This is a genomic window from Flavobacterium sp. SOK18b (assembly GCF_014156605.1).
Lineage (GTDB): Bacteria > Bacteroidota > Bacteroidia > Flavobacteriales > Flavobacteriaceae > Flavobacterium > Flavobacterium tiangeerense.
On sequence record NZ_QKNZ01000021.1, the window covers coordinates 16,743 to 38,538 of the forward strand.

The 21,796-nt window shown below is 35.8% G+C and carries 20 protein-coding genes; 5 read left to right on the forward strand and 15 right to left on the reverse strand.

The genetic code is table 11. The features are described 5' to 3' along the window. The first annotated feature begins 51 nt into the window (after positions 1-51). From DNC80_RS05090 to DNC80_RS05100, 3 genes are read left to right on the forward strand one after another with little or no spacing between them, the layout of a single operon-like run. Positions 52-699 carry a metal-dependent transcriptional regulator gene (locus DNC80_RS05090; RefSeq protein ID WP_182649780.1) on the forward strand — a complete coding sequence of 216 codons (648 nt, stop codon included), beginning with the start codon at positions 52-54 and terminating at the stop codon, positions 697-699. A gap of 2 nt (positions 700-701) precedes the next feature. Further along, positions 702-1,520 (forward strand): ZIP family metal transporter, encoded by an 819-nt coding sequence (locus tag DNC80_RS05095; protein WP_113635924.1) that lies wholly within the window; start codon positions 702-704, stop codon positions 1,518-1,520. A 44-nt stretch (positions 1,521-1,564) separates the two neighbouring features. Continuing rightward, positions 1,565-1,981, forward strand: coding sequence for a hypothetical protein (locus DNC80_RS05100; protein ID WP_182649782.1), 417 nt, complete (start codon positions 1,565-1,567; stop codon positions 1,979-1,981). Positions 1,982-2,221: 240 nt separating this feature from the next. Here DNC80_RS05100 and DNC80_RS05105 read toward each other — a convergent pair whose 3' ends face one another. The 4 genes from DNC80_RS05105 to DNC80_RS05120 all read right to left on the reverse strand — a co-directional run bounded on the left by DNC80_RS05105 (position 2,222) and on the right by DNC80_RS05120 (position 7,701). Then, the gene (locus DNC80_RS05105) at positions 2,222-4,450 is read right to left on the reverse strand and encodes a TonB-dependent receptor (RefSeq protein ID WP_182649784.1); all 2,229 of its coding nucleotides are present in this window, start codon (positions 4,448-4,450) and stop codon (positions 2,222-2,224) included. Positions 4,451-4,550: 100 nt separating this feature from the next. Then, positions 4,551-6,650, reverse strand: a complete 2,100-nt coding sequence (gene feoB / locus DNC80_RS05110; RefSeq protein ID WP_182649801.1) for a ferrous iron transport protein B — start codon at positions 6,648-6,650, stop codon at positions 4,551-4,553. Then, complete coding sequence (locus tag DNC80_RS05115) at positions 6,650-6,889, reverse strand: FeoA family protein (protein ID WP_144893476.1); 240 nt, start codon at positions 6,887-6,889, stop codon at positions 6,650-6,652. Before DNC80_RS05115 ends, feoB begins: the two co-directional genes overlap by 1 nt. 146 nt (positions 6,890-7,035) lie before the next feature. Next, on the reverse strand, positions 7,036-7,701 hold the full coding sequence (locus DNC80_RS05120; protein WP_182649786.1) for an SCO family protein: 666 nt from the start codon (positions 7,699-7,701) through the stop codon (positions 7,036-7,038). Between the two features lie 227 nt (positions 7,702-7,928). On the opposite strand from DNC80_RS05120, the gene DNC80_RS05125 reads away from it, so the two are divergent. After that, on the forward strand, positions 7,929-9,992 hold the full coding sequence (locus DNC80_RS05125) for a M13 family metallopeptidase (protein WP_182649788.1): 2,064 nt from the start codon (positions 7,929-7,931) through the stop codon (positions 9,990-9,992). 70 nt (positions 9,993-10,062) lie between these two features. Here the strand turns inward: DNC80_RS05125 and DNC80_RS05130 are convergent, their stop codons facing one another. The 8 genes from DNC80_RS05130 to DNC80_RS05160 form a co-directional block, all read right to left on the reverse strand. Beyond that, on the reverse strand, positions 10,063-10,236 hold the full coding sequence (locus tag DNC80_RS05130) for a hypothetical protein (RefSeq protein WP_182649790.1): 174 nt from the start codon (positions 10,234-10,236) through the stop codon (positions 10,063-10,065). A 124-nt stretch (positions 10,237-10,360) separates the two neighbouring features. Beyond that, complete coding sequence (locus tag DNC80_RS15970) at positions 10,361-10,492, reverse strand: hypothetical protein (protein ID WP_255493165.1); 132 nt, start codon at positions 10,490-10,492, stop codon at positions 10,361-10,363. 98 nt (positions 10,493-10,590) lie between these two features. After that, a complete protein-coding gene (locus DNC80_RS05135) occupies positions 10,591-11,367 on the reverse strand; it encodes a DUF3667 domain-containing protein (protein ID WP_182649792.1) in 777 nt (258 codons plus the stop codon). Positions 11,368-11,788: 421 nt separating this feature from the next. After that, positions 11,789-12,718 (reverse strand): DMT family transporter, encoded by a 930-nt coding sequence (locus DNC80_RS05140; protein ID WP_370628694.1) that lies wholly within the window; start codon positions 12,716-12,718, stop codon positions 11,789-11,791. A gap of 1 nt (position 12,719) precedes the next feature. Then, positions 12,720-13,523 carry an SDR family oxidoreductase gene (locus tag DNC80_RS05145; RefSeq protein WP_182649793.1) on the reverse strand — a complete coding sequence of 268 codons (804 nt, stop codon included), beginning with the start codon at positions 13,521-13,523 and terminating at the stop codon, positions 12,720-12,722. Between the two features lie 10 nt (positions 13,524-13,533). Next, entirely contained in the window at positions 13,534-15,927 is a 2,394-nt protein-coding gene (locus DNC80_RS05150) for a M28 family peptidase (protein WP_255493166.1), read from the reverse strand. A gap of 31 nt (positions 15,928-15,958) precedes the next feature. Beyond that, complete coding sequence (locus tag DNC80_RS05155; protein WP_182649794.1) at positions 15,959-16,309, reverse strand: hypothetical protein; 351 nt, start codon at positions 16,307-16,309, stop codon at positions 15,959-15,961. Next, positions 16,306-17,835 carry a bifunctional GNAT family N-acetyltransferase/carbon-nitrogen hydrolase family protein gene (locus DNC80_RS05160; protein WP_182649795.1) on the reverse strand — a complete coding sequence of 510 codons (1,530 nt, stop codon included), beginning with the start codon at positions 17,833-17,835 and terminating at the stop codon, positions 16,306-16,308. The genes DNC80_RS05155 and DNC80_RS05160 overlap by 4 nt, the downstream gene beginning before the upstream one ends. A 185-nt stretch (positions 17,836-18,020) precedes the next feature. Here DNC80_RS05160 and DNC80_RS05165 point away from each other — a divergent pair, with 185 nt between their 5' ends. After that, on the forward strand, positions 18,021-18,344 hold the full coding sequence (locus DNC80_RS05165; RefSeq protein ID WP_144893463.1) for a single-stranded DNA-binding protein: 324 nt from the start codon (positions 18,021-18,023) through the stop codon (positions 18,342-18,344). Positions 18,345-18,455: 111 nt separating this feature from the next. Here DNC80_RS05165 and DNC80_RS05170 read toward each other — a convergent pair whose 3' ends face one another. The 3 genes from DNC80_RS05170 to DNC80_RS05180 all read right to left on the reverse strand — a co-directional run bounded on the left by DNC80_RS05170 (position 18,456) and on the right by DNC80_RS05180 (position 21,432). Next, a complete protein-coding gene (locus DNC80_RS05170) occupies positions 18,456-19,355 on the reverse strand; it encodes a histone deacetylase (protein ID WP_182649796.1) in 900 nt (299 codons plus the stop codon). A gap of 49 nt (positions 19,356-19,404) precedes the next feature. Next, complete coding sequence (locus DNC80_RS05175) at positions 19,405-20,034, reverse strand: chloramphenicol acetyltransferase (RefSeq protein ID WP_182649806.1); 630 nt, start codon at positions 20,032-20,034, stop codon at positions 19,405-19,407. A 141-nt stretch (positions 20,035-20,175) separates the two neighbouring features. Continuing rightward, complete coding sequence (locus DNC80_RS05180; RefSeq protein ID WP_182649797.1) at positions 20,176-21,432, reverse strand: OmpA family protein; 1,257 nt, start codon at positions 21,430-21,432, stop codon at positions 20,176-20,178. Between the last annotated feature and the right edge of the window lie 364 nt (positions 21,433-21,796).

Below are 21,796 nucleotides of genomic sequence, written 5' to 3' on the forward strand. Positions count from 1 at the left end.
AATAACTTAATTGATGTAGTTGAAAATTGCTACTCTTCAATCTTAATTTAAATGACCTTTTCTGAAGAAAATTACCTCAAGACCATTTACCACTTAACTTGGGTTTCAGATGCTGATATCAGTACGAATGCCATTGCTGAAAAAATGGAAACCAAAGCATCATCCGTTACTGATATGCTCAAGAAACTCTCCGAAAAAGATTTAGTAAACTACGTAAAATACCAAGGCGTTTCCCTTACTGATAAAGGAAAATTAGCGGCGAAGATGATCGTTAGAAAGCACCGACTTTGGGAATGTTTTTTGGTAGAGAAACTAGATTTTTCTTGGGATGAGGTGCATGATATAGCCGAACAATTAGAACACATCAAATCTGAAAAACTCATTAATAAGTTGGATGATTTTTTAGGAAATCCTACCGAGGACCCCCATGGCGATCCCATTCCGGATGCTAATGGACGCATAATCAAAGTAGAAAAACAACTGCTCTCTGAATTTGAGAAAAACCAAATTGGGATTTGTGTGGGTGTTAAAGATACTTCTTCTGATTTTTTAAAATATTTAGACAAACAGGAAATTGCTTTGGGTTCCCAAATTGAAATTATGGAAAAGGAAAGTTTTGATTCCTCTTTCCGAATTCGCGTTGGAACCAAAGAAATAACCATTTCAAATAAAATAGCCAGTAATTTATATATCAAATAATTATGTTTCAATCTATAGTAGATTATTTCACGAGTATCGATCCAATATTAGCCGCTTTGTATGCGAGTTTGTTCACTTGGTTTCTAACCGCGTTAGGAGCTTCCTTTGTTTTTATGTTTAAAACTATGAATAGAACCGTTCTTGACGGAATGCTCGGATTTACGGGAGGTGTTATGGTTGCGGCGAGTTTTTGGAGTTTATTGGCACCAGCCATAGAAATGACAGGTGGCGAAGGATTCGCAAAAGTGATTCCAGCAGCTTTTGGTTTTTTCCTTGGTGCGCTCTTTATTTTCGGAATCGATAAAGTGTTACCGCATTTGCACATCAATTTTAAAGTTACCGAAGGAATCAAATCACCATGGCAACGTACTACTTTGTTAGTCTCTGCTATCACCTTACATAACATTCCTGAAGGATTGGCAGTTGGAGTTCTCTTTGGTGGTGTTGCCGCTGGGATTCCAGAAGCTTCTATTGCTGGAGCTGTAACCTTAGCGATAGGAATTGGAATTCAGAATTTTCCAGAAGGAATCGCCGTTGCTATGCCGTTGCGACGAATGGGAATGAGCCGATGGAAAAGTTTTATGTATGGACAATCCTCAGCACTAGTGGAGCCAGTTGCCGCAGTTTTAGGTGCATTTGCAGTTACTTTTTTTACACCTATTTTGCCGTATGCATTAGCTTTTGCAGCGGGTGCGATGATTTTTGTAGTGGTAGAAGAGGTGATACCGGAAACACAACAGGACAAGAACACCGATATTGCCACGCTGGGCTTCGTTGGTGGATTTATCGTAATGATGGTTTTGGATGTGGCTTTAGGTTAGGAATTTAGTAGTTTTACAAATTAGTAATTTTAAATACATAACGTATGAAAAAGTCAATTCTATACCTATTTATGTTGATTAGTTGTTTGGCTTTGGCGCAAAGCCCAAAATCCGAAAAGGTTAAGTCCGTGAGCATAAAGCAAAAAGTATGTCCTAATCAGAAAGGATTTCAGTTGGTTTTGAAAGAAGTAGTATCTGATTCTCGTTGTCCAGAGGGACTAAATTGCATTTGGGCAGGAGAGGTTACAGTAGTACTTTCGGTATACAAAGATTCAAAATTAGTAGAGGACAACACCATGGTTTTTTCGATGAAAAATCAAGAAGAAAACAAGCAATGGTTTTGTAAATATTTACCTGACAACCAAAAAAACCTAAAAAGTGTTGAGGTGTTGCCTTATCCAAGTAAGGATACGCTAATCGATAAGAAAAAATACTTTGTAAAAATTTCGTATTTAAAATAAAATTAACTACAGCCGCAATCGCCACTTCCACAATTTTTGTCCGATTTTTTCTTTTTGAAAAAGAATTTTTTGATGAGAAAACCCAGTGCTACAGCTAGCGCACAAAAAGCTAAAATTTCTTGAATATCCATTTTGTAAAAATAAGAAAAAGCAACCGATACCGGTTGCTTTTTTGAGTTAAAGGAAATACAAAGTTTTGCTGTATTCCTTGATTTTTATTGTTTTAGTAACGATTTAGAACTAGAATTTTGCCCCAACCGATATAAAGAAAGTTCTTCCTTCACCAGGTAATATACCCGGTCCAGGATAACCTCCCGCACGTCTGGTTGCATAATCTTTGTTCAATACGTTGTTAATTCCAGATCTAATATTGTAGTTCTTTAGGAACTTGTATTCTGCTGATAAATCCATTATCTGGTAACCGTCTAAAAGCCCGGTTAAACCATTTGCAGATGGAGTTACTGTGTTGTTAGCATCTGTAAACACTTTACCTGAGGTTTTGTATTGCAAGGTAGACGAAAAGTGGTCAGTACTATAGCTCAAACCTACATTGTGAATGTAACGTGGCGCGTTTTCAACACGATTACCTCTTAAGTTAGTCGTTGCAATAGCTGATCCAGGTCCAGAAGGTACTTGAAAATCAATATAACGAGAATCAATAAAACTAGTCGTTACAAATAAATCAACGTTTCCGAAAGTTTTTTCGACACCAAAATATTTAGTGATATTTACGTTTACAAAACCTTCAATTCCTTTGTTTATGGTTTCTCCTAGGTTCGTTCTAAACAAGAAAGTACCTTGTGATGGGAAATCATTATTTTTAAATTGTCTTACGCCACCAACACGGTTGTTGTAGCTCAAGTAAAACACACTGAAATCGAAGTTCAAAAATCCTTTTACCACACCTCTATATCCTAAATCAGCATTATATCCTGATGCATCTTTTAAGTTTGGGTCAATCACATCAGTTATAGTAGGTGGTGTAATATCTGAGAATAAAACAGGTCTATATGCTTGTGTGATATTTCCATACAAGTTCGTTGCACCGAATTTATACTCCATTCCTAATCCAAACAAAGGTTTGTTTCTTACGATTTGTTTGCTTTCAAACGGAACATCATTTCCAGAAGTGATTCCAAAACGACCCTCTCCATCAGCGGTGATATGCTCAAAACGAACTCCAGGAACAACACTCCATTTATCGGTCACCTTAAATTGGTTTTCGGCAAAAAAAGCAATATTTTGAGTTTTGAATTGCAAGTCTCTCGGATATTTTGCTGAAGTACTTAAGTCGAAATCAGATCCTGTGGTACCTGCTCCTTCTTGTTGTCTTTGTGTCTGTGCTTGGTAAGCACGAACTCCAAATGCCAAAGTGTTGTTATTTTTTCCTAAGGTGTACGTATAGGTGTTTCTGTTTTCAATTCCGAAATTTTTGTAAAAATCGCGGTCAACTCTTCTATTGCCGTTAGCGTCAGGAATGTTTAGTGTTGCTGTATTTCCAACACTATTTCTTTCTCCAACTAAACCAAAAAGTTTAGTATTCGATTTTATAGAAGGAGATAATTGCGTGTCTAGTGTCAAAGCAAACAAATTCCAAGGAGTTCCAAACCAGTTTCTTTCTCTAAAAGATTGTCTTGAGTTTTCAGCAAATTGCGCATCTGTCAAACCACCTGCTTGTTGCATTTGGTAATCCATATTAGTGTATTCTGCTGCTAATTTGGTTTTTTCTGTAAAGGTATATTCTAAAAATACGTGTGAGTTGCGTACTTTATATTGGCTGTTTTCTCTCCATCCATCGGCACTACGTGAATGGTTGTATGCATAATAAGAAAACTTGTTTATTTTACCACCAATAGCGTTGTAACTACTCATTAAGTTATAGCTTCCGGCTGTGTTTTGAGTTTCAAAGCTGAATTTTTTGTTTTGCTCGCGTTTTAAAACGTAGTTCACCATTCCGCCAAACTGAGGTCCAAATTGCAACGAAGCACCACCACGAACTAGTTCAATATTTTCTACTGCTTCTAAAGGTGGGTTGTAATACGCTTCTGGGTAGCCAAATACATCTGATGAAATGTCATAACCGTTTTGTCTGGTATTCAATTCCCAGCTACGGTTTGGACTTAAACCACGAACTCCGATGTTAATTTGAATTCCAGATCCTTCATTTTCCCAAACAGTAACACCTGGAATACGTGAGAACACTTCGCGCGCATTGTTGGTAGTCAAGTTAGAGGTAAAGGCAGATAATTTTAAAACTTCGTTCTTTTTTCCTGAAAAAATAACTGTTCCTTTTACCTCTGGCTGTCTTTCGGGACTTTGTTTAAAAGGGGTAATAATAACTGGCTGCAAATCAATGCTTAAGGAAGATGCTCTTGCAATGCTGTCTTTTTGTGCTTGAGTTAGCTCTTTTTCTTGCGCGAATAGGGATACCGACGCTAAGAGTGCAAGTGTTACTAAATTTCTTGTCATTTTTATTTAGATTAATTCTACGGTGCAAAGGTAAAATGCAAATCTTATTTAGACAAATTAAGAATAATAAAAAATAGAAGTTTAACGTTTGTTCAATATTTTATTTTAGGATCTGATAGGCAACTAGGGCTACCGCATAAGCAAAACCCGACATAAAAATTAATTGTCCTGCAGGCCATTTCCATGAATTGGTTTCTTTTTTAGTTACCGCAAGCGTGCTGGCACATTGCATGGCAAAGGCGTAAAACAATAGTAATGAGATTCCGGAGGCAAAGTTAAAAATCTTTTCTCCAGTCACCGGATTGATTTCGGCAGCCATTTTGTTCTTGATAGTCACTTCGTTTTCGCTACCGCCTACACTGTAAATGGTGGCTAATGTTCCCACAAAAACTTCTCTAGCTGCAAACGAACTGATGATAGCAATACCAATTTTCCAGTCGTAACCTAACGGTGAAATGGCAGGTTCAATAGCTTTCCCCATGATTCCAATATAGGAGTTTTCTAGTTTTTGGGATGCGACTGCATTTTCAAATTCAGCTTCAGGTAACGGATTATTTATCGTATTCTCAGTAACAATTTTTTCCGCATTACTGAATTTTTCTCCGGGTCCATACGATGCCAAAAACCACAATACGATTGAAATAGCTAGAATAATTTTTCCAGCACCAAAAATAAAGGCTTTCGTTTTCTCGATGACATTGATTCCTACGTTCTTGAAAAGCGGTAATTTGTAATTTGGCATTTCTACAACAAAATAAGTTTTGCTTTGAATTTTTAAAATTTTATTCAAAATGTAGGCAGAGAAAATCGCCATTCCAAAACCAAGAAGATACAACAACATCAAGGTCATTCCTTGCATGTTTAAGAAACCAAATAAGCGTTCGTCCGGAATAACAAGTGCAATTATAATCGCGTAAACAGGTAGTCTGGCAGAGCAAGTGGTAAAAGGTGTTACCAAAATAGTAATCAATCTTTCTTTCCAGTTTTCGATATTTCGAGTGGCCATAATAGCAGGAATCGCGCAGGCAGTTCCTGAAATAAGGGGTACTACACTTTTGCCCGATAAACCAAATTTCCGCATGATTTTATCCATCAGGAAAACTACACGGCTCATGTAGCCACTTTCTTCAAGGATGGAAATAAACATAAATAAGAATGCGATTTGTGGAATAAAAATAAGAATACCACCTATCCCGGGTATGATACCTTGGGATATTAAGTCTGTTAGAACACCTGCAGGTAATTGTTCTGCGGCTAGTGAACTCAAAGATGCAAAAGAAGCATCAATGAAATCCATTGGAATTTTAGACCATTCAAATATCGATTGAAAGATCACAAACAAGATTAAAAAGAAAATTACGTACCCCCATACTTTGTGTGTAAGTACTCGATCCAGTTTGCTGCGGTAATCTTTAGCAATGCTGGTGTCAATTTTTAACCCTACTTTCAACACATCGTTTATAAATTGATATCGTTTGATGGTTTCTTTTTGTTGCAAACGTTTTAAATCGGAATGTGATTTGGTAAACGAACTTCTAATTTCATTTCGTTCTAAGTTCAAAAAGTTGACATCCTGTGTGATAACCAACCATAATTTATACAGCAATTGGTTCGGGAAGGCTTTTCGTAAGCTATTAAAATAATCTGGGTCAATAACGGAAGCGTTTAAACACGGTTCGCTTGAAATGGTTTTGAAGCTCACGATTAATTGCTTCAGTTCCTCGATGCCGTAACCTTTTCTAGAACTAACTAGAGCAATTTTAGTCTTTAAATGTTGCTCTAAGTATGGAATATCAAGTGAAATCCCTTTAAATTTCATTCTGTCAGCCATGTTAATGACTAAAATAGTTGGAATTTCTAAGTCTTTTATTTGTGTAAAAAGCAGTAAGTTTCGTTTTAAATTCTCCACATCTGTAACAACAAGTGCTACATCAGGATATAACTTATCATTTTTATTGAGTAGTAATTCTATAACAACATTTTCATCAATAGAACTGGCGTTTAAACTATAGGTTCCTGGAAGATCTAGGATATTAGCTTTAATATTATTGGGTAATTTACAAAATCCTATTTTTTTCTCAACTGTAATTCCAGGATAGTTTCCTACCTGCTGGTTTAATCCCGTGAGCTGATTGAATACGGAGGTTTTCCCAACATTAGGATTGCCTATCAATGCAACGTTAATGTTTTGCTTGCTTATCATAAGTTGGTTTTTATAATGTCAACTTCTATTTCTTTGGCTGTTTCTATACGTATGGCTACATGTGAACCATTGATGTCTAAGTACAAAGGATCTCCAAATGGAGCAATTTGTAACAAAGCAACTTGATTCCCTGGTAAGCAACCCATTTCCAATAATTTTAATGGAACGGCATCGATATCAAAGTCTTTAATTATGGCTTTTTCGCCTTTTTTTAAGGAATATATGGTAGTAAGCAAAACTTATTTAGATTGAATTAAGATTGCAAAAATACACATTTTACAGCAAACACAACTTATTGAAGTAACAATTATTAACCTTCAATAGCTAGCCTAAAACAGTTGTATTAAATGTATTATGAATATAAATGTAATGCCGTTTTAAATTATTCTTGGATTAAAAAATGGATGTCTTCTATCAAGCGCTTCATATCCTCTTTATTAGTACCGTCATAAAAGCCCCGAACTCTTTTTTTGGTGTCAACTAAAACAAAATTTTCAGTGTGCACCATATCGTATAATTCACTTGGTTTACCCAGTTTTACAGCCAAGTAGGATTTTCTAGCCATGGCATAGATTTCTTTTTTATCGCCGGTAACTAAATTCCATTTGGCATCGTCCACATTATGTTTTTTGGCGTAAGCTTTTAAAACAGGAACGCTATCCGTCTCTGGGAAAACGGTATGAGATAATAATTTCACTTTAGGATTGTTGGCGAAAGCTTTTTGAATTCCCTCTAGATTCACTGACATTTTAGGGCAAATGGAGCCACAAGTTGTAAAAAAGAAATCAGCTACATAGACTTTTCCTTCATAATCTTTTTGTGTAATGGTTTTTCCATTTTGGTTTACAAATGAAAAATCAGCTATAGTATGGTATTTACTTTTGTATTGTACGGTGCTATCTACTAGTTCAGGATTAACATCAGCTGGATTGTAAATTGGAAGTGACTTTGCAGGCTTTAATGCCGAGTAGAAAAGAGATAAAATAATGACCGAAAGCACACCGAAAATTCCTAGAAACAAACGGTATTTTTTTAAGATTTCTAACATAGTTCTATTTTGGTGCAAAAATACACAAACGCAAATGGTTTTGTATTGTAATTAACAGAGTTTTATTTTTAGTGGAAACTTGCTTTTAGATAAAAAAAAGGCTGCAGGGTTTAAACCTTTTTCAAATTTTTGTGTCAAATAGAAATCTTTTGTGATAATCTTAGGGAACTTATATTATCATACTATTTATTAATAGCTTTGTTTACTTAACTAAAAAACTAAATAAAATGAAAAAAACCAACAATAAGCAATTGCTTTTTGTGATTCCTGCAATGATGGCTTTTGCAGTGGGTCAAGCCCAAAGTAATCCTACGGTTAAAGAACCAGGGATCAATGTGAATTACATGGACAAAAAAGTAAAGCCAAGTAACGATTTCTTTCGTTATGTGAATGGAACTTGGTTAGACAACACTGCCATTCCTGCGGATAGAACCCGTTGGGGAAGTTTTGATGAACTACGTCAAAGAACAGATGCGGATGCGTTAGCTATTTTAAAAGAAGCAGCTACAAACCCAACTTACAAATCAAATACGGATCAAGGTAAAGCGATTAATTTGTACAAATCTATTTTGGACACAGTTGGTCGTAACAAAATGGGAATTGCGCCATTGAAACCTTTCCTTAAAAAAATTGATGCGGTTAAAAATGCTAAAGATCTTGAAGCATTATTAATCGAAATGGAGCCAATTGGTGGTATTGGTTTCATGGGAGCAGGTGTAGGTACTGATGCTAAAAACAGTAGCCGAAATGTAATAAATGTAGGCCCAGGTGGAGTAGGTTTGCCAGACAGAGATTATTATGTTTCTGAGGATGCCGACTCAAAAGAAAAACGTGCAAAATACGTACTTCACGTTGCTAAAATGCTACAATTTCTTGGCGATAAGCCAGCGGTAGCTCAGGCAAACGCAGAGAAAATTTTAGCGCTTGAAATCGCCATGTCAAAACCAAGATTAGACAGAGTAGAGCGCAGAGACCGTCGTAAGTCATACAACCCAATGACTTTGGCGGAGTTGAGTAAATTAACACCATCAATCAACTGGAATACGTATTTTACTAAAATTGGTTTAGCCAAAGTTGATACTGTAATTGTATCACAACCGAAATACATGGTGGCACTGGAAACTATGTTGAAAGAAAACAAAGTTGACGATTGGAAAGCCTACATGCGTTGGAGTTTATTGAACAGAGCTTCAAGCCAATTGTCTACCGATATTGAAAACGCCAACTTTGAGTTTTACGGAAAAACCTTAACAGGTGCTGTGAGCCAAAGACCGCGTGATGAAAGAGCATTGCAAACGATCAATGGTGCTGTAGGTGAAGCTTTAGGAAAATTATACGTAGAGAAAAAATTTCCAGCTGAGGCCAAAGCCAAAGCAGAAAAAATGATCAAAAACATTTTCCGTGCTTTCGAAAATAGAATCAACAACTTGTCATGGATGTCAGCTGAAACTAAGGTAAGTGCCTTGGCTAAATTGAACAAATCCAGAATCAAAATTGGATATCCTGACAAATGGAAAGACTATTCTGCTTTGACTATCAAGAGTCCAGAAGAAGGAGGAAGCTTTTTTTCAAATGCTTTGAGCATGGCCAAATGGCGTTTTGAAGAAAATATTGCTGAGTTGAACAAACCAGTTGATAAAGAGCGTTGGGGCATGTCACCACAAACGGTAAATGCATATTACAACCCATCTAATAATGAGATTGTTTTCCCAGCAGCTATCTTACAACCACCATTTTACAATTACCAAGCTGACGAAGCTGTGAATTATGGCGGAATTGGTGGTGTTATTGGTCACGAAATTTCACATGGTTTTGACGATTCAGGATCGCGTTACAACGCTGACGGAAACTTAGTTGATTGGTGGACTGCTGACGATTTAAAACAATTCTCGGCTTTAACAGGAGCTTTAGCGGCACAGTACAGCGCATTGGAGCCAATTCCAGGGACTTTTGTAGATGGTAAATTTACATTGGGAGAAAATATTGGTGATTTAGGTGGTGTAAATGCGGCTTATGACGGTTTACAATTGTACTTGAAAGAAAACGGAAATCCAGGCTTGATTGACGGATACACGCCTGAGCAGCGTTTCTTCATTTCTTGGTCAACAATCTGGCGTTCTAAAATGCGTGATGAGGCTTTGAAAAACCAAGTAAAAACAGATCCGCACTCTCCAGGAATGTACCGTGCTTATGTGCCTTTGCAAAACATTGATACTTTTTATCAAGCTTTTGATATCAAAGAAAATGATGGTATGTTCATTGCACCTGAAAAGCGTGTAAGAATCTGGTAATTTAGTATCTAATAAATGCAAAACCCATTCGTTAAGGCGAATGGGTTTTTTTATGCCTAAAAGTCAAATTTTAAGGAATGGAAAGGTGTTGGTTTTTAGGAGCATCACTTTTTTGCTTTGTACTCAACTCGTCCCGCTGTGCGCTGTATTCCCGATAAATAAAAACTACGGCAAAAAAGCCTTGTTTTTCTATATCGGGAGATGCCGCTTCCATCGGGGCTACGATAGATCGTTTTATTTTCATTACTAAATCAGCAAATGGAATTTGTACAGACCTAACAGGTTTTATTGGCTTTCTTTTAAGTCTTTTTTAATTGCAATAAGAATTGATTTATGAGCAACTTTGAGATAACATAATGTGTCAGTAGTTATTTATTTCTCTTCAGTTCTTCAATTTTTAACTTTAAGTATTTTCGAACTAATAAGTATAAGTCTAGGATTAAGAGCATTGCAATAACTAGTAAAACAGCTGGAATCAGTGCAATTAAGGTTTCTAACATAGTAATTTTGTTTGTTTTTTATTTTTATATCGTTTCTAAATTTTATAATAATCGAATAGGTATTTTAAAACCTGTTAGGTCTCAACTTAGGCTTAAGATCAAAACGTGTAAAGATGAATCAAAAATTCAAACACATTATTGGTTTTTGTTTGTTTCAAAACATTGGTACCAAACAGTAACAAGTAAATCGTGACGTAGTTGATGATGTGAAAACAATTTACTACTAAAAAACTAATCAAATAATCAGTCCATTTTTTATTGGTAAACACCACAAGTACATGCCAAAACAAGAAGGCGTAACCAATAAACAATACATACAATTCAATAGTTGCTTTGTATAATATAAAAGGGAAATACAAAGGCGAAACAATAAGGTCTATGGTAAACAGCAAGGCATTAAAATAGATCCAAAAAACCACATTTTTAGCAAAATTAAACCGCTTTCGAAACAGTAACCAAGTTACTAATACTTCACACGGAATGGTAAACAATGACCTAAATTTGGTTGCTTCAAATACGGTTCTACCAAATTCATTATAACCGTAAGGATTGTTGGCAATATGTACCGCATCTTCATAATCGTATATTTTATCACCAATAAGAAGTAGTAATGTGGCGGTGATTAGAAAAAAGGTTACTGGACTAAAATAAGTTTTACGTTGACCAGCAAAATAACCGTGGTACACTTTTTTAGGATGCAGAAATAAATCTTTCACCAATTTTAAAATCCCTTTGTCGGTATGGGTAATGGAGTGCCAAAATTCATGAATTAAATCATGCATGTTCAATTCGCTTACGCTTGATTTTTGCCCGCAATACGAACAAAAGTGTCCTTCAAAGGTACGGTCGCAGTTTTTACATAAATGGTGCTGCATAAAAGGTTTTTTTGGTTGGTTTGGTCTTGTAACTATACAAATGTAAGATAAATAACGTTTAAAAAACCAACTTGCTACTTTTTGCTATTGCTGAAAATTAAATGCAACGAAGTCAATTCTTTTCAATTATATAGTAAACACCTAACCCGTTTTTAAAACCTGTTAGGTGTCAACTCTTTCGTATTTAAGGATGGCCTTCGTTGGATATTGTATTGTTTGCCAGCAAGATGCTTGGTTTTATTTTTTCTACTGAAAACCGATACGATCTTCATAGCCCTGATGGCAGCGGAAATCCTCTTGTGCTAGTCCCGAAACATCGGGATGGCACAGGAGATTGTAGCGTACAGCAGGACAAAACGACTGGATAAGATGCATTCCTGCTCCTAAAATCAAGAATAAGTGTTGTAAATTATTGGTGGTTTTATTCTTTTGCGCGTGCTTTACGCAAGGAGTAATTTACTAAATATAAACCGAATAAAGTTACGCTACCACCTATGGCAATGGCTGCATTTAGGGTTTCCCCAAAGATTACAGCGCCAAGCAACACGGCAATAATTGGGTTAATGTACGAGTAAACACTACTGATAGATGCCGGTAAATGTTGCAGCGCATAAATAAAGGCAATAAAAGTAAGTACCGATCCAAAAATAACCAAATACGCAATAGACCACCATGAAATTGCTGGTATCTCATGCAATGGAACCGATATTCCTGCGGCACCTGTATAAGCAAACACTAAAATACTAGACAAGAACATTTGGATTCCTAAACTAAAGTACGGATTGAAACTAGCTGCTTTCTGTTTCGTATATAAGGTTCCAAAAGCCCATGTCAATGTGGAAATGATGGAGATTATGATGCCAAATTTAAAATCGGGAATTAAAAAATCGCTTAAATGATCATAAAAAATAATACAAACACCACTAAAACTAATTATTAAACCTAGAATAGAAAACTTAGACAAGCGCTCTCCTTGAAAGAAAGAGATAATGACAATCCATAACGGGACACAAGCCCCAATAATGGCACCAAGACCACTGCTGATGTACTTCACGCCCCATGTACTTAATGCGTTGCTCAAAACAAAGTTTAAAAAGCTCAGGATGATGATGGTTTTCCATTGTTTTCCCTTGGGCCATGGCGTTTTTTTGAACAAGAAATAAGAAATATAAAGGAATCCTCCCAAAAACTGCCTTATGGCTACTAGTTGCAGGGCGGGCATGTGTTTTACGCCTTCTTTTGAGGCGATCCAGGTGGTTCCCCAAAAAAAACTGATCCAACATAAGGCCAAAATGGGCAATCCAATAGCGTTTACTCTTGACGAAAAAGCGTTCTTAATTTTAGTTTTCACATTATAAATTTGGTTGTGCAAAAGTATACTTTAAAACCGATTCGGTTTTAGAACTTGAAATAGTTTTTCCAGAAATTAGACCTTGTTGATCAAATTTTGGCAAAGCCAAATCATAGTCTACCGCTTTTTGAGTGTAATAGTCCTTTCTGCTAGGATGATATGGTGTAACTGCATTAAAGATTTCGCCCCAAACTTGTTGTGACAAAATAGCGTTGATAATCCCTATGCAATCCTCTTGATGAATTAAGTTTATGGGAGCATCTGGGTTTTCTAAATTTTCTCTGCCCGCCAGGAATTTTATGGGATGACGATCGGCACCAATGAGGCCTCCAAAACGAACTATTGTAGTTTTAAAATCAATAGAACTTTGTAAAAGTTGTTCGGTTGCCAGCAATTGCTTGCCACTTTCTGTGTCTGGCTTAGGAATTGTTTCTTCTGTTACCAATTCATTTTCATCCTTATAGACAGATGTTGACGAGACAAAAAGTACCTTATCAACGGTTGAATTTTGTATAAAGGGAATTGTATTTTTAATTTTTGAAATAAAATTCTCTTTTTCGGTTCCTCGTAATTTTGGAGGTATGTCAATAATAAGTGTTTCAGAATCCTGCAGGAAATCGGTCATGTTGCCTATGACTTTGTCCTCTGATAATGAAATTAAATAAGGCGTTATCCCCCATTGGTCCAAAAGTGGTAATTTTTCAGTTGAGGTTGTCGAGCCTTTTACTAAATACCCATTTTGTCTTAAGGCTTTCGCCAATGGCAAGCCCAACCATCCGCAACCGAGAATGCTAATTTTTTTCATGATTTTGTGCTTACTTTGTTGACAAGCTGTCTTGTAAAGATTGTTTTTTGTACCTGCTGTAGCCAACTGGTGCCGTGAGCTTCACTGGTGGAACTACAACAACAGGACTAGGTTTTATTTTTTGCCTAATGATAACTGCATCATTCAATACAAAAGGTGTAGGCATCATCCAGTTTTCTCTTTTTGACATTTCAAATACTGGGTTTGTTGTTAAATCGAAAGAGCTTTCTAGCAATTCCATGTCAAATTTATTTCCAGATTCTATGTCAAATTGCAGAACAAGCGGAGCATTGTTTACCACATAATAGCTAACAATTTTTTTACCTTTTCGTTCGTATGCTCCTTTTTTGTGATCGACAGCTGTTGTTCCATTAGCTATAAAATTGTTGATTTTCATGCCTTCATTGGCAAACACATCGTAGCGGTTTACATTTCTATTTGGAGCTATTTGGATTTTTAAATACCTTTTTGTACCAAAAGTTCTATCATAAATAAAAGTAACTGTAGGCGGAGTAATGTTTTTTACGGGTGCAGCGGTAGTAAAGGTGAAACCAGAGTTGTATTTGCTAAATAAGGGAAGCTCGTTGAGCGTTGAGGCTTTTTCTGGATTATTGCCCAAATACGTTTTGGTCCAAGTGTCAAGATTACTATCATAAGTAGCCCATTTTGCTGTTTTTTTATCAGAATCATATACATAAAGTAGGCTATTTGATTTAGCTTTTCCAAATTCATAACCCGAATCATAATGTGCTTTTGCAAAAAAACCGATAGATATAAATAAAAAGCATATAGTCCAAATTCTTTTTTTGGCGTACGCCCCAAAAACAAAATAGAGAATTCCCACCGTTAAAACCGTTAATATTGAACTGCCAAAAAGAACCTTTAAACCTAGTCCCACAGGAAACATTTGAATAAATGGAGTGATAATTAATAATGCAGGAATACTAAGTATTAAATTGACTGTTTTACTTGATTTTTGAGTAACTACAAATAGTCCAAAAACTAACAATCCAAAACATACAGGAATAATTAAAAACCCAGCCCCAGGTAAATATATCGCTAATAAACCATTTATAAGTATCCACAATGTTAGTGGTGCTACATAATGACTCATGGTTCTCTTTTTATTTGAAAAATGGCCGTAAAACGCCATCGTTATTGCAAGTGATAAGAATACAAAAGCTGCTATATATTCATGCCCGTTATAGGTAAACCCGTTAAGTAAATCGTTGTATTGCGGATAGAGTACGAGGAGAAGTTTCCAACCTAAAAATGTAACAAGTCCTGCAGTAAGTAGTGCGCCAAAAAGAGGAACAAACCCTTTACCAATGTCTTGAAATGTTAAAAGATGTTTAGCTCTTCCTATGAATATAAAAAATACCAGCATCACAAAGCAGCCTATGACCACTGGAATAGTCCAGCTAAATGGGTAATACACAAAAGTGTAAGGCAAGCTAAAATAAACAAAATCCTCTGGAGATGCTGGTGTGTTTAAGTTTGTATTGGAAAAATGTTTTAGCAAAGGCATTAAATACGTTCCTTGATGCTCAAGAGTATTAAGATCTAAGTGCGCTGTATTGTCTTGAGCGGTGTGGTAATTGTAGTGGTCATCTATAAACGCAAAATTATACCCTTGTATGTTTCCTTGTTCTCTAAATACAGTCAAATCAGTATCGTTAGGTAACATTTTATAAATGCTGTACATCAAAGAGTTTGACACCGGAAATGTGGTTTTGGCTTCGGCAAATTCTTTAACCAATGATGCGTTCCCGGCATTGGTCTCCATAAGCATGTAACTAGGTCCTGATGTGCCTCTTGCTTCAAAGTTTAAAACGACTCCGATATCTTTGGCCCATTTGTGCTGGTTTACAAAAAGTGCTGCGCCGTTAAGCCCTAATTCTTCACCATCAGAAAACATGATGATGATGTCATTTTTATGAGGTGTTTTGGTATACAAAAATGCTCTAATTCCTTCAATGATAGTTGCTACACCAGATCCAGCATCACTAGCACCGGGAGAATAAGAATGTGGTGCACTATCATAATGAGAAAGGAGTAAGAGTGCCTTAGAATTTGAAGATCCCTTTATGCGTGCCAAAACATTTTTAGAATATACTAGATTTCCCCAATCACTTAGTGTATAACCTTCTTGAAGGGTGGTTTCTAGACCCAAACTTTCAAGTTCCTGCTGTAAATAATTGGCAACTATTTCATGGTTTTTGGATCCTACATAATGAGGTTTTTGCGCGATAGCTTTTACTTGTTCAAAAGCCCGTGTTGCAGAAAAATCTACTAGTGATGTGTCCTTGTCTGAAGTAAATTGCGGCATCATGGTGTAATATAGTGCCGCTAATACAACAAGAATAAAAGCACTCATGTAAATTGAAGAAAAATCTTTTTTCATTTTTGGTTAATAGGTTTTGGGGTTGTGGTATTTAGATGTCTTTTTTGACAAGCATATAAAAATCATTGTCTAAGACCATGTATCCTTGGTCATATAAAAAATAATAAGTGTTGCCCGTTTTTGTATTAAGAATATTGGTAAAGTATTCAAAATCAAAACCTTTACTTACGAGTTTTGAACGTGTAGTTTTAGATTTTCCTTCGGTATTTAGTTCTGATAAAATGCGATAGTTTTTGCGCAACCTGTTGTTGATGTTGCGCATGTAATTGGTGCTATCCTTGTTTATTTTATTATTGTAAGCATTGCGACAACCATCACTACAAAATTTCTTGTCCTCGCGTCCCACAATTTTTTCTCCGCATTCTAAACAGGTTTTATTCATGGATTTATTTTTTTGATGTCGTATAAGTCAGTTCTACGGTCTTTAAGGATGCGAACACTGCCGTGCTCATGCAATTCTTTTAGCAAATCTAAGTCTACATCTACAATAAGGGTCATTTCGGTATTTGGTGTCGCTTCGGCTTTGATTCCGTTACTAGGAAAAGCAAAGTCTGAAGGAGTAAAAACGGCCGATTGTGCGTATTGAATATCCATATTATTCACTTTTGGTAAATTCCCCACACAACCAGCAATGGCAACATAACATTCGTTTTCTATAGCTCGTGCCTGTGCACAATGCTTTACACGGGTGTAAGCGTTTTGTGTATCGGTTAAGAAAGGAACAAATAAGATATTCATACCTTCATCAGCCATCAAGCGGGAAAGTTCTGGAAATTCCACATCATAGCAAATCATGATTCCTATTTTGCCACAATCTGTATCAAAAGTTTTAATGGTAGAGCCGCCCGTCATTCCCCAATGCTGTACTTCATTAGGTGTAACGTGGATTTTGGCATACATTTCAGAGGTTCCGTCTCTTTTGCACAAGAAACCAACATTATATAAAGTACCGTTATCCAGGTACGGCATACTACCTGTAATGATATTGATGTTATATGAAATGGCTAATTCTTGAAAGCGTTTGTGAATGGGATCTGTATGTTTGGCTAGTTCTCGTATGGCTTCGGCCTCAGATAAATGGTTGTAATCGGCCATTAAAGGAGCCGTAAAAAGTTCTGGAAACAACGCAAAGTCACTACCGTAACCGGATACAACATCTACAAAAAACTCACATTGTTCAAATAAGGCTTCAAGATTATTCAATTGGCGCATTTGCCATTGTACAAGTCCTAAACGGATCACGCTTTTTGCAAGGTTGATTAGCTTAGGGCTTTCGTCATAATAAATGTTGTTCCACTCTAGTAAAACAGCAAATTCTTTGCTATCTGTATCGCCTTCGAGATAATTTTTCATCACCCGGATTACGTGAAAATCATTGCTTAATTGAAAAGAAAGTACTGAGTCGTGCATTTCTTTTCTTTTCACTTTATCAATATAATCTTTTGGGCTAAGTGTATCGGCGTGTTTTCCGTAATTAGGTATTCGTCCTGCAAAAACAATAGCCTTCAAATTCAATTGTTCGCACAGCTCTTTTCGGGCGTCATAAAGTCTTCTTCCAAGTCTGAGACCTCTGTAATTGGGGTGTATAAAAACATCTATTCCGTATAAAATATCGCCTTTCTGATTGTGGGTAGAAAAGGTATATTTTCCAGTAATGTCTGAATAATTATGATTTTTATCGACTAAACTTTCATCAACGATAAGGGATAATGCGGAGCCAACAACTTTACCGTCAACCAAAATTACGAGCTGACCCTCTGGGAAAATACTCAATAATTTTTCGATGTGATGTTCTCTCCAGTAGGAACCGGTCATTTCTGGATAGGACTCTACCATTGATTTTTTAAGTTCTTTGTAGTCGTCAAATTTCAGATTTCGTAATTCTACTTTGTTAATTTTGGCCTGCATAATAAATTGATTTACAACAAATATACCTTTTTTTTTAACATTTACAAACGGTTACAAATAGTTACAACCGAAAGTAAACAGTTAGCAACCGATTCTTGTTTTGAAACTGTCGCATCTTTGCCCTGTTGATTCGAATGAACGTTTTAACAAATAAACATATACACCAATAATTAAATTTACACGCCATGAAAAACAGAGTACAATTAATCGGAAGAGTAGGTCAAGATCCAGAAGTTAAAACACTTGAAGGAGGAAAAAAATTAGCCACCGTGAGCATCGCTACAAATGATGTGTATTACAAAGAAAACGGAGACAAAGTAGAGCAAACAGAGTGGCACCGTGTTACCGCTTGGGGAAAAACAGCTGAGATCATTGAAAAGTTTGTGACTAAAGGCAGAGAGATTGGAATTGAAGCAAAATTATCCCACAGAACTTACGAGGATAAAAACGGTGAAAAGCGCTACATTACCGAAATAGTAGCAAGTGAAGTATTGCTTTTAGGAAAATAGTATTCTTAATATTTTATAAAATGCACGGATTTCTTAATTGAGGTTCGTGTTTTTTTTTGTAATTAAAAAAGTATGAATCAGTTCTTATTGTTTTGAATTATTAGAATACTTTTAAAAAATATTTTTTGCCACTCGATAGGTATTGGCGTGGGCTTCAATAATAGTTTTTATATCGGGAGAGTAGCCGCCACCCATAGAAACTTGTACTGGAATTTGGAATTTGGAACACAATTCAAAAACCAATTCATCTCGTTTTTTACAACCATCAAGGGTACAACCTAATTTCCCTAGTTTATCTGTGGCCAAAATATCGACACCCGCCAAATAAAATATGAAATCGGGTTTTTGCGTTTCTATCAATTGCGGAATTACAGTTGCAAGGGTTTGCAAGAACTCCGCATCGGTTGTTCCATCGTCAAATGCAATGTCTAAATCTGACGTTTCTTTCTTGAACGGATAATTTGTTTTGCCATGTGTAGAAAACGTAAATACTTTTGAATTGTTTTGAAAAATCTCAGCAGTTCCGTTTCCCTGATGTACATCTAAATCGATGATTAAAATCTTTTTGGCCATTTTAGTGTCCAATAAAAACTGTGCAGCAATGGCTTGGTCGTTTAATAAACAAAATGCTTCGCCATGATCTGTGTAAGCATGGTGCGTACCACCTGCAATATTGAATGAGACTTTCGTGTCAAATGATTTTTGTGCGCCAAAAATAGTTCCTCGTGCAATGATGAGTTCACGTTCTATAAGTTCTTTTGAAAGTGGAAAACCAATTTTACGCACTGCTTTTGCATCTAATGTAAGATCCAGTAAACCTGTGACGTACTCTTTTTGATGAATAGCTAAAACGGGTGCTAAATCGCAAATTTCGGGTTGGTAAAAATCAGTTGGCAATGCGGTTCCTTCATGCAACAATTGTTGCGGAAGCAGTTCGTATTTAAGCATGGGAAATCGATGCCCTTCTGGTAACGGATGCTGGTAAATAGGATGAAATGCTATTGGGAACATGGCGGAAAATGACTTTTAGTTAATTTATTAAACTCAAGCGATGCTTAGCTTATTGGTTCATCAATTCTTGAAAGTAATCCACAAATTGGCCTAGGTGTAAGCCGTCGATTAAACCGTGGTGAACGTGTATGGACATGGGCATGGTTCTTTTTCCATTGCTGTCAATTGTCATTTTTCCAAAGGAGATTTTTGGACAACTGTCAGGAAAACTAAAACTTCTTGCATGTGATAGAGAAGTAAAGTCTAACCAAGGAACCGCCGAGAAATGAATAACATTATCATCATTAAAAGTTCGGGTAAAAAGTCCGGTGGTGGTTTGAATACGTTCAATTTCTGTTGCGGTACTGGTTTCAAAAACAATATAATCTGGGTCGAATTCAATCAAAGAAAAGCCAAAAGTCCCGTCTTCTCTTCCTATTGTTGCTGATGCATTGATGTGATCGTGTATTATAACGGTTTCCCCGTCAATGCGATATCTAAAAGGTTCTATGGCATTAACAGCCAAAAGTGTTTTATGAAGATAGTAGCTAAAAAAGGAGGTGTTTAGCGTTTTAGCTTTGGCGTAAGCCAGTGAACAATCAATTTGCACGGTTGCCCCAAAAAAAGGCTCTTCAAATTGTTTAAAGAATTGAAAATGTTCTTTACGCGCCCAATTATCGATGTCTAAAAGTTGTTTCAAAGGGAATGGAATTAATTTTTTTTTCAAAAGTATTGCTAATTTTTAATTCAGCCATGCACTTCTAATTTCTTTGATTGTTAAATATAAAAAAAGCCCTAAAAGAATTTCCTTTAGGGCTTTTAAGTAATTATAAGTGGAGAATTATTTTACTCTGAAAGTAACTCTTCTTACTAATTTTCTAGCTGCATCTGAATCTTTTGCTACTGAAGCATCTTCACCAGCTGCAACAACGTTCAATCTTGAAGCGTCGATATTAGCTTTTACTAAAACAGCTTTTACACTATTAGCTCTAGCTGTAGATAATTTATCGTTGTACTCAGATCTTCCTAACTCGTCAGCATGACCAATAATGTCAACTGATGCAGATGGGTTGTTTCTTAAGTAAGTCAAGATAAAATCAATTCCTTCAGTAGAAACGTTTGTTGGAGTAGATTTGTTATAATCAAAATAAGTACTTACGTAACCTTCGTTGATTAAGTTTTTGATTAATGTACTGTTGTTTACGATAGCTGATTTATCAGTATTACTTCCGTAAGTTTTCAATAAATAGCTTTCTAATTCGTCAGGAACATTATTGTTGTTCAAGTCAATAGATTTACCTTTAGTATCAACCATTACACCACCAATAGTGTTAGGCTCTTGATCTAAATAATCAGCAACACCATCTTTATCTGTATCTAACATTGAAGTTTCAATATCAGCAATTTGTTGCTTTAATTTGTCAATTTCGCTGTTGTTGTCAAGTACCCAGTCAGCATGTTTTTCATTACTACCTAAGTAAACTGTTAAACCTACAGTACCATTAAACAAAATTCCAGAGAATCCTCTTGCGTTTCTAGTTGTTGAAGCATCAAAAGTTGCATCTTGTGCAGCATTAAGGATAGTTGTGAAATCACCTGTAAGAGCAATTCTGTTTGATAATTTAATTTGACCAGTAATACCTGCCATAAAATTACCCATTCTGTCTTTTAAAGCAGAATTTTGATCCTCTAATTGAGCTAAACCAAAACCAGCATGTCCTAATAAACCTATTGTATTAGTCCAAGTTTCAAAGCTCATAATTCTACCTAAGTTTGCTACTGCTTGAAGATTAGCTCTGTAATATTTTGTATCAAAATTAGCAGAGTTGCTTTTTCCTTCAAAACTGTTGTATCCAAAATCAGCTTTCAAACCAAATTTATTGTTAAACATGTAACGTACACCTAGATCGGCAACATAAGGACTTGGAGTTGAAGTAAAATAACCTGATCCCATTGGTCTTTGTGGTTTGTTAACACCACCAGCTAATTCAATAGACCATTTGTTGTAATCTGTATTTTTTACTTCTTTAGTTTCAGTTTGAGCATTTACAGAAGAAACTGCACCTGCAAAAACTAATGCAAACATTAAATTTTTCATTTTTTATGATTTTTAAATTCTTTGCAAATTTACAACATATATTTTGATGAGAAATTTCAATCAGTTAATTATGCAATATTTACTTTTAATTCTATAAATTACCAGCAACACTAAGGGATTGATAAAAAAATAACGAATATGTTTTTGCATATATTTTTTATAACGCGAAAAAAAATAAAATCAATGGTTTTAAAATGCGGATCTGAAATCAGAAAATAAATTTTAAAGGATAAAATTGTAGAAAAGGTAATACATCTGTTAGCTTTTCTATAGTTAGAAAATTAGGGTGCTCTACATGGTGATCAAGGATTTCATGTGCCGAAGTGGTATGTAATGGTATATGAAGTGCATATCCACCTATGGC